The organism is Thiomicrorhabdus sediminis (assembly GCF_005885815.1).
Classification (GTDB): Bacteria; Pseudomonadota; Gammaproteobacteria; order Thiomicrospirales; family Thiomicrospiraceae; genus Thiomicrorhabdus; species Thiomicrorhabdus sediminis.
Map to the genome: position 1 here is coordinate 2,055,725 of NZ_CP040602.1, position 14,956 is coordinate 2,070,680.

Here is a 14,956-nt window from a genome sequence, read left to right on the forward strand (position 1 = left end):
AATAGCCGCAATAGCGGCTATTTTTTTGGTTTTTTTGGAATTAATCCAAGAAACTCTTCAAACGTTCAGCACGACTTGGATGACGTAGCTTACGTAAGGCTTTGGCTTCAATCTGACGAATACGTTCACGTGTTACATCAAACTGTTTACCGACTTCTTCAAGCGTATGGTCTGTGTTCATGCTTAGACCGAAACGCATACGCAAAACTTTTGCTTCTCGTGGAGTCAGAGTGCTTAGCATTTCACGAACGGTTTCGCTCATACCTTCTGAATCCGCCGCATCCTGTGGAGACAGGATATTAGAGTCTTCAATAAAGTCACCCAATGACGAATCTTCATCATCACCGATCGGCGTTTCCATCGAGATCGGCTCTTTGGCAATTTTCATCACCTTGCGAATCTTGTCTTCCGGCATTTCCATCTCTTCAGCTAACTCTTCTGGTGTCGGTTCACGCCCCATTTTTTGTAGCAGCTGACGCTGAATACGATTCAGCTTATTGATGGTTTCGATCATATGCACCGGAATACGGATAGTACGCGCCTGATCGGCAATCGAACGGGTGATGGCCTGACGAATCCACCAGGTCGCATAGGTCGAGAACTTATAACCACGACGGTATTCGAACTTGTCTACCGCTTTCATCAAACCGATATTACCTTCCTGAATCAAATCGAGGAACTGTAGACCACGGTTGGTGTATTTTTTCGCAATCGAGATAACCAGACGCAAGTTGGCTTCGATCATTTCACGTTTTGCTAAACGGGCATTGTTTTCCGCTTTACTCAGTTTCTTGTAAACCGATTTATAAACAGAAACCGGCATTTTTTCCGATTTCTTGATCATCGCTAAACGTTTCTGAGCACGAACCACATCAGAGCGAGCCGCTTCCAGTTGTTCGGCTTTTTCTGGAACCGCTTCAATAATGCGGTCGATCATATTCATATCGGTTTCTGAACCGACAAAAATTTCCAGGAATGTCTTACGAGGAACGCCGATACCACGTAATACGGTATCCACCACAATACGCTCTTGCTCACGAATCGCTTTAATGCGGTTTTTGATATCACGGATAGTGCCGTTAGAGAACAGTGGTGTGATCTTAATACCGCGCAGATGCTCTACAACGGCCAGACGCTTTTTCGCCGCGGTTTTAGACTCATAGCCATCAGCCGCTTCGGCTGCCAATGCGGCATCGCTTAATTTCTTAAGCTTAGCAAGGAACGCATTCAATTCTTCTTCATTGATACCGTCTTCTTTTGGCTCGTTGTTGTCATTATCTGGCGACAACTCTTCAACCGGTACATCAACGAGGTCTTCTGGACGGATGAAACCTTGCACAACATCGGCAATCTTACCTTCGCCCTCTTCCATTCTCTCGAAAGATTTTAGAATCGAAATTGAGAAATTAGGATAAGCCGCCAAGGCATCAAGCATATCGCGGATACCCCATTCGATACGCTTGGCAATTTCGATCTCACCATGGCGAGTAAGCAGTTCAACCGACCCCATCTCACGCATATACATACGTACCGGATCGGTAGTACGACCAAATTCGCCATCAACTTCAGCCAATGCCGACATCGCCGCTTCAGCAGCCGCATCATCAAAAGCGCCACCTTCCTGTGTTAACAGTTCATCTTCATCAGGCGGTGAATCGAATAATTTGATTCCAAAATCTTTAAGAATGGTCAGAACCTGACCTAACTGATCTTCTTCGATATCATCTGGCAAAACATCGTTTACATCGGCAAACGTTAGATAACCTAACTCTTTCGCTCGCTCGATCAAATCAATTAACTGTTGTTTTCTTTCGACTTTTGTCATGCTTTGCCTCAAATTCTTTTAACAAGTATTTTTGTTAATGAAGGGTTTCGGCCTCTTAAATTAGGCCAAAACGGAAAACCAAACCGCAAATTATACAAAAACCCGACTTAAATATCACTAAATATCGGTTTTTATTTCTGGGTTTTATTGTTATATATTATTAAGTTAGCTAAAGCCGATAATTAGGCTTCAGGCAACCTTAAATGGTTAGCCAATTGCTATTCAGCGATTTTTCGCCAAGGCAATCAAACGCTTTAATTCAGCATCCCCCCAGCCCGACCGGCCAAGGTTTTGTTCATCCAACTGAGTCAATATCGCGGCAATCGCCATTTCAAACTCTGCCAGCAGAAAGGCTTCATCATTTGGCAGCTCGGATTGTTCAACCAAAGCAATCTCTTCACCGTAGCCATTTTGAGCAACGGCATTCAACGCAAATTGCGCATCATATTGGTTCGTTTGCAACTGCTTAACAAATACGCCCAATACTACATAGTCACGATTGACCGAGTTTACAAGGTCCTTAAGAATTTCTTCGCTAAAAAATTCCGCCCAATGTGGTCTTCTAAGCAATAATCTCACCATTTTCAAGGCAATGGTAACGACTTTAATGGCATTTTGCGCCTCAGTACCGGCCTGCTGTTTTTGGTTTTTATAACCACTATTGCTCTGCGCAAACCCCGAACGCACATTCATCTGCTTTTCAACACGCCAAGTAGGCAGCCCGACAATATGAGCAACACCTTCGGCCAATAAGAACTGATACAAGCCTTGCGCTGATTGCACATAAGGCTCGGCTAAAGCGACCAACTGTTGGCGCCCTTCTATGCTATTGACCGGAAAAGACAATTTTCCTTGCAAGCCTTGTAATAAAAACTCGGAAAGTGACAAGGCATTAAGTACGCGTTGATTAAAGCCTGCCACGCCTTCTTTGCGCACCGTACTGTCAGGGTCCTCGCCTTCAGCCAAAAACAAAAACTTGACCGAGCGTTCTTTTTCCATCAATGGCAAAGCTAAATCCAATGCCTTCCATGCCGCTTTCAATCCAGCCTGGTCACCATCAAAGCAGAACACCACTTCATTTACCTGTCTAAACAGAATATCCAGATGTTCCGCAGTGGTCGCGGTACCCAAGGTGGCAACCGCATTACGAATGCCATATTGGGCTAAGGCAACCACATCCATATAGCCTTCAACCACCAGAATATGATCGAATTTCTGGCGACTCTGGCGCATTTCATAAAGCCCATACAAGGTATAACTTTTATGAAAAATAGGCGTTTCCGGCGAGTTAAGGTATTTAGGTTGCTCTTCCGAGGTCAAAACACGCCCACCGAAAGCAATCACACGACCACGTCCATCACGAATCGGAAACATTATGCGGTTGCGAAAACGATCGTAACTGCGATTAGCATCCTTTTCCACCAGCATACCAACTTCGATCAATTGCTGTTTCAGCTTGGCATCGGCTTTCAGTCCGGTCTGCAGACTATCCCAACCCGGTGGCGCGAAACCTATGACAAACTCTTTGGCAATTTCTGGACTCAGTCCGCGTTGACGTAGATAAGCCTTGGCCTGTTCCGAATCGGGGTGATCCCTTAATTGCATACGATAGTATTTGGCCGCCAAATGCATCACATCATAAAGGTCGCGTTGCTTTTGTTGCTTTTGCTGCTGACTTTTTTGCTGCGCCGGAGACAATTGCTCTCGCGGCACCGGCATACCGTATTGCGCAGCCAGTGATTCGACCGCCTCAACAAAACTGAGGCCGTCATAATCCATTAGAAACTTCAGCGCATCGCCGCTGGCACCACAACCAAAGCAGTGATAGAACTGTTTAGTGGAACTGACATTGAAGGAAGGGGTTTTCTCATCGTGAAATGGGCAACAAGCCTTATAACTAGTGCCGGCCTTTTTCAGTGGTACACGCTGGTTAATAACCTGAACGACATCGGCGCGAGCCAAAAGACTCTCGATAAACGAACGTGGAATACTTCCACTTTGTTCTACCATACTCACACCTTATCCACAGAAAAATACACAGACCCTAAAACGCAAAAAACCCGCAAGTGGTCACTTGCGGGTTTTCTTGTTAGCTCAATTCAACAATGAAAAATTAGCCGAGTTTCGCCTTAATCAACTTACTCACTTCACCCATATCCGCACGACCCTGCATCTTAGGTTTAAGCAGCCCCATTACTTTACCCATGTCCTGCATGGTGCTGGCGTCGGTATCTGCCATAGCTTCTTCAATTAATGAGTTGATTTCATCTTCGCTTAAGGCTTGTGGCATGAAATCCTGAATCACAGACATTTCATAGGCTTCTTGCTCAGCAAGGTCTGGACGATCAGCGTCCACATATTGCTGATGAGAATCACGACGCTGTTTCATCGCCTTGTCTAAAATAGCAAGGACGCCAGCATCGTCTACTGTCGTTTGATTGTCGATCTCAACCTGTTTAATGGCTGCTAAAAGCGAGCGAACTACTTGAAGGCGCTCTTTATCTTTAGCTTTCATGCAGGCTTTCATTTCTGCCGTTAGCTGATCTTTCATTGAAGTTGACACTAACTGACCGCCTTAGTACATACGTGTTGTACGACGGTTCTCACGAGCTAGACGCTTAGCTAGACGCTTAGCCGCCGCCGCTTTCATACGCTTTCTAGCCCAAGTAGGCTTTTCATAGAACTCGCGCTTACGAGTTTCTGTTAGAACGCCTGCTTTTTCACAAGCACGCTTGAAACGACGTAAAGCTACGTCAAATGGTTCAGTATCTCTGATTTTTACGCTTGGCATAATATTACCTATAAACTTTTTCTTTAAGAAATTCATGGCCGCTTCACTACCTACGCAAGAAATAGGCAGGAGCAGAAAAGGCGAATTATAAAATTGTAGCCAACTATTTGCAAACTTTTTCAAATGATTTTTATGAGTTTTTGTTAAAATTCAGCCACTTTGAACGCAAACCCATAAGAGTAGAGCATGATTGTATTAGGAATTGAGAGTTCTTGTGACGAAACCGGTGTCGCTATTTATGACACAGATAAAGGCTTGGTAACCCATACTCTTTATACCCAAATGGCTCTGCATGCCGAATACGGTGGCGTCGTCCCGGAACTCGCTTCACGTGATCATATTCGCAAACTGACACCATTGATTCAGCAAACCTTAAAACAAGCCAATCTAGACCAATCCAATCTGAATGGCATCGCCTACACCGCTGGGCCGGGCTTAATCGGTGCCTTATTAGCCGGTGCTTCGGTCGCGCGCAGTATGGCATTCGCCCTAAACATTCCTGCCGTCGGCGTACACCATATGGAAGGCCACCTGCTGGCACCGATGCTGGAACAACAACAACCGCAGTTTCCTTTTATCTGCTTACTGGTTTCCGGTGGACACAGCATGATTATCCGTGTTGATGGCATTGGTCGATACAAGCTGCTTGGCGACACTCTAGACGATGCGGCAGGAGAAGCCTTCGATAAAACCGCCAAATTGCTCGGATTGGGTTACCCGGGTGGCCCGAAAGTTTCCAATCTTGCCCTACAAGGCAACCCCGATCGCTATAAGTTTCCACGCCCGATGATTGACCGTCCTGGATTGGATATGAGTTTTAGCGGCTTGAAAACCTACACGCTTAATACCTGGAATCAGGCGAAAAAGGACAATGATGCCACCGAGCAGACCAAGGCCGATATCTGCCGCGCGTTTGAAATGGCGGTAGCCGACACTTTACGCATTAAATGTAAGCGCGCGCTGGAACAAGAAAACCTCAATCGTTTAGTGGTTTCAGGCGGTGTAAGCGCCAACCGTGAAATTCGCTATCAACTCGACAAACTGATGCAACAACGTAAAGGCGAAGCCTTCTACCCTCGCCTGGAGTTCTGTACTGACAATGGCGCCATGATTGCCTATGCCGGTGCACAACGCCTATTAGCCGGACAAAGCCAAGATCTGAATTTCGCCACCACACCACGCTGGTCACTGGAAGAGCTGCCCGCGGTTTAAAGTGAAATTCATCCCCAATAAAAAGCCGGCAGATGCCGGCTTTTTTAATTTCTAATAATTGATTAGTCGGCTTTATCTTTTGCCGCTTTAATCAAACTCTCTTCACCGCGCAGCAAACGCTGAATATTACTTCTGTGTCGCCAAAAGAGAATCAAGGTCATCACAGCCGTCACGGTAATCCAAGCCTGCTGTTGATCCGGCTCCGCCAGATAGTAAATATAAACAGGGGCAAGGATGGTAGCCACCAAAGCTGACAAGGATGAAATCTTCAACACCTTGGCAACAAACAACCAGGTTCCGGCAACCGCCAGACCGATCGGCAACGATAATCCAAACATCACCCCCAGCATGGTCGCCACGCCTTTACCGCCTTTAAAGCCAAAAAACAACGGATAAAGGTGACCGATAAAAGCGGCAAAACCGACTAAAACAATCGCCAACGGCGCCAGCTCAAGCAGGTGCGCCACTACGACAGGCAACAAACCTTTAAGCATATCGCCAAATAAAGTGATAGCCGCGGCCTTTTTGCCTTTTTCGCCACCGATACGCAAGACATTGGTTGCCCCGGGGTTACCCGAACCATCCAATCTAGGGTCAGGCAGGTTCATCAGCTTGCAGACGATAATTGCCGTGGAAATCGACCCCAATAAATAGGCAACTACAATAAATACGAGTGTTAAAACATCCATTTAACTTCCTTAACCGTCGGATATTTGCATTAAAGAGTGCATGATTTTACTTCAATCAAGGCCAACTCTGCACAGATTCAGACAGGTTTTTTAGCTAAAAGCCGATATAATTGGTTGTTAACTGATCCAAAGGAGACGGCTCATGAACCTCACCTCTCTACTTTATTCACAGCTCGATACCATCTATATCGAAGCCTTGAAGACCCAAGCGATTATCGGCATCTATGATTGGGAACGCGCCAATCGCCAACCGTTGATTTTCGATATCGAAATGGATTTACCGCTGAAATCGGCCGCCATGACCGACGATATTACGCAAACGGTCGATTACAAGACCGTTTGTGACCAAGTGATTGAATTTGTTGAAAACAGCGAGTTTGAACTATTGGAAACACTGGTTGAACAGATCTGTGAGCAGATATTCAGCAAACATCCAACGGTGATGGTGATTCGACTTAAAGTCAGTAAGCCGATGGCGGTTGAACAGACCGATACGGTCGGCTTGAAAGTTACCCGGTGTCGTTAATCTCTTGTAAGGCTTTTTGCTCTTGGGCGGTTTTTTTGATCAGCGGAACGATCTGCTCCATATGCAGGCATGCCGCATGTTCGGTGATTTTATTTAAACCGTTGAAATCATCTTCAAATTGACGACGATTCTGTTTGGATAGATTGCGCGCCACTTTGTTGTATAAGGAGTCGCCATCTGCCAGACGTACCAGCGTAATCAACTGTTCCGGCGCAAGCTGGGTAGAAAACTTCTGAATAATCGCATCATCCGCATAAGCCAGCTTATTGGCCACCGCGCGATAGGCTTTCAATTTTCGGTGTAAATTTTCAGCATCCAAACCGCTTTGACTTAAACGTTGTGAAATCACCTTGCTTAAAGCGGCCGTGGCATCCGCAGTCAATTCAAAGGTCACTGGCCCTATTTCCAACTGATACTCACCACTTTTTGTTTTATGTGCTGAAACTTCCATGATCAACTCTTTGCTTTAATATCGTTGTTAACTGTCGCCATTGCCCAATAAATTTTCAAATGTACTGCGTATTCTCATTGATAAACTCGATTTGACCTTTACCCTCCAGCTCGAACATCTTCATCACTATACGGCGAATGGCATCTTTGGCCTGCTCCTCATCCAACTGGCGTTTGGCTTGCAAATCCATCTCAAGCTGTTTTGCCAAAATGGCACCGGAATTATTAATAATCAAGCTATTTAAATCGTTGTCTTCGGCCACCTGCATCATGACCACCAAATCGGCATTATCCAATTCGTGCAATAATTTCTGTACATCGAGTGCTTTTAATTCCTTAATGCGCAAACCCAATTCAATATAACTGTTTGAGCTAGAGTGTTCCGCACCATCTTCAAGCGCCAACATATTCTGTAAAGTAATATTCAGTAGAGCCACCGAGAAATGATCCAATTTAATGGATGCCGGCCCGATATGCACCAACCACTCATTCTCTTGAACTTTTTTAATACCTACTCGCATAAGCCATCTCTTTCTGTTTGGCGATTGCCTGACTAACTCGGGCCGTTTAGCCGGATTATAAGCTATCCGACAACAACTAATAAGACCGGCTGACATATTTAAGCGCCCGATCAATAATAATTGATTCATTTTTAACATAAAAGCTTAAGCAATATCTTCGCCAATTATTAAATGCCCTAGCCGCCTTGTCGTGTTTATTGCATAATAGGAGCGATAAAAACATGATCATCTTGCTAAGCAAAGAACTCAAAGCAAGATTAAATTAAAACCCCATTTATTTTGCCAAACGCTTGGACAATTTCATGCCTCAAACCCGTAATCGTGTCAAAAGCCTTCCCGAACCCAGTAGCGAAGCCAAAGCCCACAGTCAGCTATTAACCGACAAAATAGTCAAATACCTCAATCGACATAAACAACTGAGCTTTGCTCAATTTATGGAAATGGCCCTTTATACTCCGCAACTAGGCTATTATGCAGGGGGCTTGCCTAAGATTGGCCAACAGGGTGACTTTATTACCGCACCGGAAATTTCCCCGATGTTTTCACGCTGTCTAGCCAGACAAGCCAGCCAAATACTCGAACAACTGGAAACCCCCAATATTATTGAGTTCGGCGCCGGCCAAGGCACCATGGCAAAAGACATTCTGCTAGAACTTAAAGCATTACAGCAACCTCTAGAGCGCTATTACATCGTCGAATTGAGCGCCGATTTACGTCAACGCCAACAAGAGAACCTGAAACAACACCTGACAGAGGACTGGTTTGACAAGGTCGTCTGGCTTGATAACTTACCCAGCAAACCGATTACAGCGGTAATTCTTGCCAACGAAGTGCTTGATGCCATGCCATTTGAGCGCTTACGCATTGAATCCGACCGTGCCTTGCAAGGTTATGTCGGCTGGGATGAAAACAATCAAAAATTAGTCTGGGACTACCAACCGATTACCGAAAAAAACCTGCAGCGTTTCGCCAACCAGCTCATCAAACACATTGGTGAGCCTTCAGAACTTGGCTACGAAACGGAAATCAACCTGAATATCGGTCCTTGGTTGCAGAGCTTGAGCGATATTATCGCCCAAGGCGCCGTTATTCTGATCGATTACGGTTATAGCCGCGATGAGTATTATCAGCCGGCACGCGTTATGGGTACGCTGCGTTGCCACTATCAGCATCGCGCCCATCAAGACCCGTTTTTCTATCCAGGCTTACAAGACATCACTGCGCACGTTGACTTCACCGCAGTAGCTGAAAGCGCTTATGACAGCGGCTTTAAAGTAGCCGGTTATACGACCCAGGCGCATTTTTTGATGGCCAGCGGTTTACTCGACATGGCTCATGACCAAGATGACGATATCACGCTGCAATTAAAAACCGCGCAGCAAATCAAGACCTTGACTCTACCCGATGAAATGGGAGAAACCTTTAAGGTCATTGCCTTAACAAAGAACTTTGATGACAGCTTAAGCGGCTTTAGTATTCGCGACCTGCGCCACCAACTATAATCTTAGGAGATATTATGGACATTTTTCAGGCCGCGATTCTCGGCATTATTGAAGGCTTGACCGAGTTTCTACCGATCTCTTCGACGGGCCACCTGATCGTCGTCAGCCAATGGCTGGGACTGGAGCAAACCAAACAGAACATGGCTTTTGAAGTCATAATCCAAGTAGCGGCGATTATGGCGATCTTCTCGCACTATCGCGAGAAATTCACACCACAACATCTCAACCTGTGGATTAATGTCACGATCGCTTTCCTGCCAATCGCGGCTATCGGATTTTTATTCCACGATGTTATCAAGAGCTTGTTTACTCTGGAGATTGTAGCCTGGTTTTTTATTATCGGCGGTATCATTTTTTTGGTCATGGAATATTTCTATCAGCGCTCAACATCTGTGCGCACCACCGATATAGAAAACCTAAGCCGTAAACAGGCTGTCGGGATCGGGATCGCGCAAATGTTCGCACTGATTCCAGGTACCAGTCGCGCCGGCGCCTCAATTGTTGGCGGCATGCTAGCAGGCCTTGACCGTAAAGCCTCTGCCGAGTTCTCATTCCTGCTCGCCCTGCCGGTTTTAGCTGCAGCCGCCGGTTTGGATTTATTGAAGAACTATCAAGAATTTGTCGATACCAGCTGGACCCCTTTGATTGTCGGTTTTATCATCGCCTATATCACCGCGTATCTGACCATGACCCTATTTATTAAGTTTCTGGAAAATTTCACCTTTAATGCGTTCGGCATCTACCGGATTGCATTCGGTCTGGCATTATTAATCTGGTTTGTCTAAAACAACCGACAACGCTACCGCTCGGCTTTCTCATACCGAGCGGTCAACCCAATCATCCCCCTTAATGCAACACTGTCACAAACTAACCATTTGCAGTAGTATGTGCTAAAGACCCGATATTATCGAGCTGCACAGCCTTAAGGAAAAAGCCGCCAATGATGCAATTCTACAATGCCGAACAAAGCCGTTTAATAGATCGCTTTGCCATTGAAAAACAACATATTCCCGGCTTACTTTTAATGAAACGCGCCGGTTTGTTTAGCTTTCAGACTCTGGAAAAGTTCTGGCCCGACAGCAAGCATTTAACCGTTTTTTGCGGCACAGGCAACAATGGCGGCGACGGTTTCGTTATTGCCCAATTAGCCATGATTGCCGGCTATGATTTGGATGTATTTATTGTCGGTGAGCGTGCAAAAATCAGCAACGAAGCCAAACAAGCGCTGATCGAACTCGAGCAACTCGGCTTGACAATAAAGCCTTTTGATCAAATCCAGGCACAGCAAAGCCTTGCCCAGACCGACCTTGTTATCGATGCTTTGCTCGGTACAGGTTTACGGCAGGCACCTAAGGCCGATTATGCAGACGCGATTGAAATCATCAATCAACATAACAAGCCCGTGCTGGCGATTGATATCCCCAGCGGTCTTTCTGCCGACACTGGCACGGTGTTAGGCCATGCGGTCAAAGCTACCCGAACCTGCACCTTTATCAGCCAAAAAATCGGCCTATATACCCATCAAGGCCAGGAGTTCAGTGGCAAGGTTCATTTTAGTCCGCTGTTTCTCAAACAGAGCAGTTACGAAAATTTCCCGCCACTGGCGCAAAATCACAGTCTGAAACACTGGTTAAAAAAGACACCTAAACGTTTACCCTCACAACACAAGGGCATGTCCGGCAGCGTCTGTCTGGTTGGTGGCAATCACAATATGATGGGAGCCATTCAATTAGCGGGCCTGGCAAGTCTGAGAAGCGGTGCAGGGCTGGTAAAAATCATCACCAGAAAATCACACCTCACCGCAATTACCCAGAATCAGCCGGAGTTGATGTGTTATGACAAAACCGCTATGGCAAGCCAGGCGGCGTTAAGCAACGCTATCGCCATAGGCCCGGGATTAGGCACGGATTTATGGGCACAGCAGCGTTTTAACGAAACCTTGGATTTGCCACAAGCCAAGGTCATTGATGCCGATGCTCTCAAATTATTAGCAGATAACAGCATCTGCCAACAACAAAGTAATTGGGTGCTCACCCCACATCCCGGCGAAGCCGCTTATTTGCTCGGTTGTTCCAATCAGGAAATACAAAATGATCGAGTCAAGGCCGTTAAGGCCTTGCATGAGCGTTATGGCGGCATTATTGTTTTAAAAGGCAATGGCACACTGATTTATGATGGTGAACACTTGGAAATATGCTTGGCAGGCAATCCAGGTATGGCGATTGGCGGCATGGGAGATGTTCTCACCGGATGTATCGCGACTTTTTTAGCGCAAGGCGTAAGCCCTTTCGCGGCCGCTTGCTTAGGCGTCACCCTTCATGCTCATGCAGGCGACATTGTTGCCAAACAGCAAGGGCAAATCAGTGTTTTGCCGTCCGAATTAGCGCAAACCATCAGTCAGTTGCTAGTCTATAGATAGGGAAAACTAAAAGGCCCCTGCAAAGAAAGGGCTTATTTCGGCAGAAAATCGTTTAGCGCTTTAATCTGCTCATAAAGCTTATCTTCGTTCTCAGCAGTAATGGTGATGTGACCCAACTTACGTCCCGCTCTTTCGCTTTTATCGTAAAGATGCAGGTGAGCATTCGGCATTTGCAAGACCTTTTCCACCGGGCCGGTTTCACCAATGATATTAATCATCGCGGCAATTGGCTGACGTGTCGATGTATCACCCAACGGCAAACCGCTAATAGCTCGAATATGGTTCTCGAACTGACAAGTATTGGCGCCTTCAATGGTCCAATGCCCGGAATTATGGACTCTTGGCGCCATTTCATTAGCCACCAAACCATCCAGCGTTTCAAATAATTCCAGCGTTAGAACGCCAACATGATCTAACTCATCAAGCAATTTCTGCATATAGCTTTCGGCTTGTTTCTGCACCTCATCGGAAACATCTCTAGCCGGTGCAACCGTATAACGTAAGATGCCATCATGATGTACGTTCTGTACCAAAGGGTAATAGACATGCTCGTTATTGGCATTACGTACCGCGACAATCGACAACTCTCGCTGGAAAGAGACGAAACCTTCCAGAATCAACTCTCTCCCTCCCAGAGCTTGCCAAGCTTGCTCAGTCTGCTCTGTCTGTTTCAGAACAAACTGCCCTTTACCGTCATAACCTTCGGTCGTGGTTTTTAGCACCGCCGGCAACCCAAGCTCATCAACCGCTGACTTTAAAGCCGCCAGCGAATTAATCACTCTATAGGGCGCACAAGGAATCTCCAACTGATCAAACATGCCCTTTTCACGGCCGCGATGCTGGGAAACAAATAGCGATTTTTCCGCGGGATAAACAGGGGTGGTTTTGGCGATTTCACGCACCTGTTCGACCGAAGTATTTTCACTCTCATAGGTGACCACATCGGCAAACTCGGTTAAACGCGCAATCGAGTCGACATCATCAGCCTGAGTAAAACAGTGCCCCAACAACGCCGATGGCTCATCTGCGCTCATCGCATAGAAACCAAACTTTTGGCCTAGCGGATAACCGGCGATCGCCATCATTCGACCTAACTGGCCGGCACCCAAAACACCAATGCGTTTTGTAATTGGGGTCATAACTGAATTCTCCAAAAACTATTAAAAGCGACTTATTTAAAACTTAACTTCTCAAAAGCCATTAAAAGCTGTGTCGATAAACACTTTTTCGGTTAACAAAATAAAGCGCTAAAAAAACAAAACCGTAATGACGGGCATTTTAACAAACTCCCTATCATTACGGTTCTAAACTTTAGGATCGATCCATAGCTCAACAATCAGAGCCTGGAATTTTCGCGACTAGATACGCGGATCTGGGCTTTCCAATACCGTATTAGTCTGTGTATTGCGGAAATCATGCAGCGCCTTGCGAATATCCGCATTTTGATTGGCCACGATTTGTGCCGCAAGAATCCCAGCATTTTTGGCTCCGGCTTCACCGATTGCCAAAGTACCTACCGGCACACCACCGGGCATCTGCACAATGGACAATAAAGAATCTTGACCACTTAAGGCTCTTGATTGAACCGGCACACCTAAAACAGGCACTAGCGTTTTTGCCGCCACCATTCCCGGCAGATGCGCAGCACCGCCAGCACCGGCAATAATCACTTGCAGACCACGCTGCTCAGCTGTTTCTGCATATTCAAACATCAAATCAGGAGTTCGGTGCGCAGAGACCACTTTGACTTCATGTGGAACATTGAAGGCACTAAGCATTTCTACAGCATGTTGCATAGTCGGCCAATCCGACTTGGATCCCATAATAACACCAACTAAAGGCTGATTTGAGTCACTCATGTTTGTCTACCATAATTCTGGAAAAGCGGTCAATCTTACAAGTAATGATCAAAAAGTCAAGTAATTAGATACGCGCACAAGTCAAAATAAGTCATTGAGAATAAAGCAATAAGATATTTTTATTACGATTCATATCAAACAGGCTTATCTATTGCTAGAATGACTCAAAGTACCACACAAGGCTTTCAACACATGAGAATTCTAGCCCTACTGTTCAGCATCACTTTTCTGCTTAGCGCATGTTCCGACCAAAATGACAATGTCGCAACGCCCAAACTCTCCACAGACAAAAAGCTAGAAAACATTGAATACCGGTTCGCTATCCACCCTTTGCATAACCCGACAAGACTGTTTGATGTATTTAATCCGTTGATGGATTACCTGAATGCGCGAATGCCTGGTGTCACCTTTAAGGTTGAAGCCTCCAGAAACTATGCCGCCTTTGATGACAAACTGGTCAATGCAGAAGTGCCTTTTGCCCTGCCGAACCCATACCAGACATTATTGGCCATAGATAGCGGCTATCATGTTATCGCCAAAATGGGTGATGACGAAAATTTTAAAGGTATTATCCTGGTGCGCAAAGACAGTAATATTGAATCGCCGCTCGATCTCAAAGGCAAGACGGTCAGCTACCCTGCTCCAACGGCATTAGCGGCAACCATCCTGCCCCAGTATTATCTGCAAAAGCACGGCCTGGATATCAACAAAGACATCTCCAATAAATATGTCGGCTCTCAAGAATCATCGATTATGAATGTATTCTTGGGTACGACCGCTGCCGGGGCTACCTGGCCACCTCCTTGGAAAGCGCTCTCAGAAGAACGCCCGGAACTGAAAAAACAGCTCAAAGTCATTTGGCAAACCCAATCATTACCGAATAACAGTGTCGTTGTCAGAAATGACGTCAATCCCGAGCATGCCGAACAGGTACGTCAATTATTGAGCACATTACACACGACCGTGGAAGGCAAACAAATTTTGGCAGGCATGTACTTATCTAAATATGAACTGGCGGACAATGCCACCTACAGTATAGTGCGTAACTTTACCGAAGAGTTTTCCAGAACCATACGGCCCTTACAATAGAGACCTAGGAAAATAATTACCTTTTTTTTCATAGAACTATTGTGGTAAATAGTTAATAATTGAATCCTTAAGA

General features: G+C 45.8%; 15 protein-coding genes. 6 read left to right on the forward strand and 9 right to left on the reverse strand.

The window, feature by feature from the left end; translation table 11 throughout:
• Window positions 1–40: 40 nt before the first annotated feature.
• The 4 genes from rpoD to rpsU all read right to left on the reverse strand — a co-directional run bounded on the left by rpoD (window position 41) and on the right by rpsU (window position 4,616).
• Window positions 41–1,825, reverse strand: coding sequence for an RNA polymerase sigma factor RpoD (rpoD, locus tag FE785_RS09335; RefSeq protein WP_138565489.1), 1,785 nt, complete (start codon window positions 1,823–1,825; stop codon window positions 41–43).
• A gap of 222 nt (window positions 1,826–2,047) precedes the next feature.
• A complete protein-coding gene (gene dnaG, locus FE785_RS09340; protein WP_138565490.1) occupies window positions 2,048–3,835 on the reverse strand; it encodes a DNA primase in 1,788 nt (595 codons plus the stop codon).
• 103 nt (window positions 3,836–3,938) lie between these two features.
• Window positions 3,939–4,376, reverse strand: coding sequence for a GatB/YqeY domain-containing protein (locus tag FE785_RS09345; protein WP_138565886.1), 438 nt, complete (start codon window positions 4,374–4,376; stop codon window positions 3,939–3,941).
• 24 nt (window positions 4,377–4,400) lie between these two features.
• The gene (rpsU, locus tag FE785_RS09350) at window positions 4,401–4,616 is read right to left on the reverse strand and encodes a 30S ribosomal protein S21 (protein ID WP_138565491.1); all 216 of its coding nucleotides are present in this window, start codon (window positions 4,614–4,616) and stop codon (window positions 4,401–4,403) included.
• 186 nt (window positions 4,617–4,802) lie between these two features.
• Between rpsU and tsaD the strand changes: the two genes are divergently transcribed.
• A complete protein-coding gene (tsaD, locus tag FE785_RS09355) occupies window positions 4,803–5,828 on the forward strand; it encodes a tRNA (adenosine(37)-N6)-threonylcarbamoyltransferase complex transferase subunit TsaD (protein WP_138565492.1) in 1,026 nt (341 codons plus the stop codon).
• A 62-nt stretch (window positions 5,829–5,890) separates the two neighbouring features.
• On the opposite strand, the gene plsY is transcribed toward tsaD, so the two are convergent.
• The gene (plsY, locus tag FE785_RS09360) at window positions 5,891–6,517 is read right to left on the reverse strand and encodes a glycerol-3-phosphate 1-O-acyltransferase PlsY (protein WP_138565493.1); all 627 of its coding nucleotides are present in this window, start codon (window positions 6,515–6,517) and stop codon (window positions 5,891–5,893) included.
• Between the two features lie 142 nt (window positions 6,518–6,659).
• Here plsY and folB point away from each other — a divergent pair, with 142 nt between their 5' ends.
• Window positions 6,660–7,043 carry a dihydroneopterin aldolase gene (gene folB, locus FE785_RS09365; protein WP_138565494.1) on the forward strand — a complete coding sequence of 128 codons (384 nt, stop codon included), beginning with the start codon at window positions 6,660–6,662 and terminating at the stop codon, window positions 7,041–7,043.
• On the opposite strand, the gene FE785_RS09370 is transcribed toward folB, so the two are convergent.
• A complete protein-coding gene (locus tag FE785_RS09370; protein WP_138565495.1) occupies window positions 7,027–7,494 on the reverse strand; it encodes a FliG C-terminal domain-containing protein in 468 nt (155 codons plus the stop codon). The genes folB and FE785_RS09370 overlap by 17 nt on opposite strands.
• A gap of 55 nt (window positions 7,495–7,549) precedes the next feature.
• Entirely contained in the window at window positions 7,550–8,014 is a 465-nt protein-coding gene (locus FE785_RS09375) for a FliG C-terminal domain-containing protein (protein ID WP_138565496.1), read from the reverse strand.
• Between the two features lie 302 nt (window positions 8,015–8,316).
• On the opposite strand from FE785_RS09375, the gene FE785_RS09380 reads away from it, so the two are divergent.
• The 3 genes from FE785_RS09380 (at window position 8,317) to FE785_RS09390 (ending at window position 11,935) form a co-directional block, all read left to right on the forward strand.
• Entirely contained in the window at window positions 8,317–9,516 is a 1,200-nt protein-coding gene (locus FE785_RS09380) for a class I SAM-dependent methyltransferase (RefSeq protein ID WP_138565497.1), read from the forward strand.
• Between the two features lie 14 nt (window positions 9,517–9,530).
• On the forward strand, window positions 9,531–10,301 hold the full coding sequence (locus tag FE785_RS09385) for an undecaprenyl-diphosphate phosphatase (RefSeq protein ID WP_138565498.1): 771 nt from the start codon (window positions 9,531–9,533) through the stop codon (window positions 10,299–10,301).
• 155 nt (window positions 10,302–10,456) lie between these two features.
• The gene (locus FE785_RS09390; protein WP_138565499.1) at window positions 10,457–11,935 is read left to right on the forward strand and encodes an NAD(P)H-hydrate dehydratase; all 1,479 of its coding nucleotides are present in this window, start codon (window positions 10,457–10,459) and stop codon (window positions 11,933–11,935) included.
• A 32-nt stretch (window positions 11,936–11,967) separates the two neighbouring features.
• Here FE785_RS09390 and FE785_RS09395 read toward each other — a convergent pair whose 3' ends face one another.
• Together FE785_RS09395 and purE are read right to left on the reverse strand one after the other, a co-directional pair.
• Window positions 11,968–13,074: a 5-(carboxyamino)imidazole ribonucleotide synthase gene (locus FE785_RS09395; RefSeq protein WP_138565500.1), complete on the reverse strand. Its 1,107-nt coding sequence runs from the start codon at window positions 13,072–13,074 to the stop codon at window positions 11,968–11,970.
• Window positions 13,075–13,293: 219 nt separating this feature from the next.
• Complete coding sequence (gene purE / locus FE785_RS09400) at window positions 13,294–13,794, reverse strand: 5-(carboxyamino)imidazole ribonucleotide mutase (RefSeq protein WP_138565501.1); 501 nt, start codon at window positions 13,792–13,794, stop codon at window positions 13,294–13,296.
• Window positions 13,795–13,986: 192 nt separating this feature from the next.
• Between purE and FE785_RS09405 the strand changes: the two genes are divergently transcribed.
• Window positions 13,987–14,883, forward strand: coding sequence for a phosphate/phosphite/phosphonate ABC transporter substrate-binding protein (locus FE785_RS09405; protein ID WP_138565502.1), 897 nt, complete (start codon window positions 13,987–13,989; stop codon window positions 14,881–14,883).
• Window positions 14,884–14,956 lie beyond the last annotated feature (73 nt).

What these genes read in the sequence shown, in the direction of transcription:
- rpoD (WP_138565489.1), bottom strand. Translation starts at nt 1,825, where the DNA reads ATGACAAAAGTCGAAAGAAAACAACAGTTAATTGATTTGATCGAGCGA.
- dnaG (WP_138565490.1), bottom strand. Translation starts at nt 3,835, where the DNA reads ATGGTAGAACAAAGTGGAAGTATTCCACGTTCGTTTATCGAGAGTCTT.
- FE785_RS09345 (WP_138565886.1), bottom strand. Translation starts at nt 4,376, where the DNA reads ATGAAAGATCAGCTAACGGCAGAAATGAAAGCCTGCATGAAAGCTAAA.
- rpsU (WP_138565491.1), bottom strand. Translation starts at nt 4,616, where the DNA reads ATGCCAAGCGTAAAAATCAGAGATACTGAACCATTTGACGTAGCTTTA.
- tsaD (WP_138565492.1), top strand. Translation starts at nt 4,803, where the DNA reads ATGATTGTATTAGGAATTGAGAGTTCTTGTGACGAAACCGGTGTCGCT.
- plsY (WP_138565493.1), bottom strand. Translation starts at nt 6,517, where the DNA reads ATGGATGTTTTAACACTCGTATTTATTGTAGTTGCCTATTTATTGGGG.
- folB (WP_138565494.1), top strand. Translation starts at nt 6,660, where the DNA reads ATGAACCTCACCTCTCTACTTTATTCACAGCTCGATACCATCTATATC.
- FE785_RS09370 (WP_138565495.1), bottom strand. Translation starts at nt 7,494, where the DNA reads ATGGAAGTTTCAGCACATAAAACAAAAAGTGGTGAGTATCAGTTGGAA.
- FE785_RS09375 (WP_138565496.1), bottom strand. Translation starts at nt 8,014, where the DNA reads ATGCGAGTAGGTATTAAAAAAGTTCAAGAGAATGAGTGGTTGGTGCAT.
- FE785_RS09380 (WP_138565497.1), top strand. Translation starts at nt 8,317, where the DNA reads ATGCCTCAAACCCGTAATCGTGTCAAAAGCCTTCCCGAACCCAGTAGC.
- FE785_RS09385 (WP_138565498.1), top strand. Translation starts at nt 9,531, where the DNA reads ATGGACATTTTTCAGGCCGCGATTCTCGGCATTATTGAAGGCTTGACC.
- FE785_RS09390 (WP_138565499.1), top strand. Translation starts at nt 10,457, where the DNA reads ATGATGCAATTCTACAATGCCGAACAAAGCCGTTTAATAGATCGCTTT.
- FE785_RS09395 (WP_138565500.1), bottom strand. Translation starts at nt 13,074, where the DNA reads ATGACCCCAATTACAAAACGCATTGGTGTTTTGGGTGCCGGCCAGTTA.
- purE (WP_138565501.1), bottom strand. Translation starts at nt 13,794, where the DNA reads ATGAGTGACTCAAATCAGCCTTTAGTTGGTGTTATTATGGGATCCAAG.
- FE785_RS09405 (WP_138565502.1), top strand. Translation starts at nt 13,987, where the DNA reads ATGAGAATTCTAGCCCTACTGTTCAGCATCACTTTTCTGCTTAGCGCA.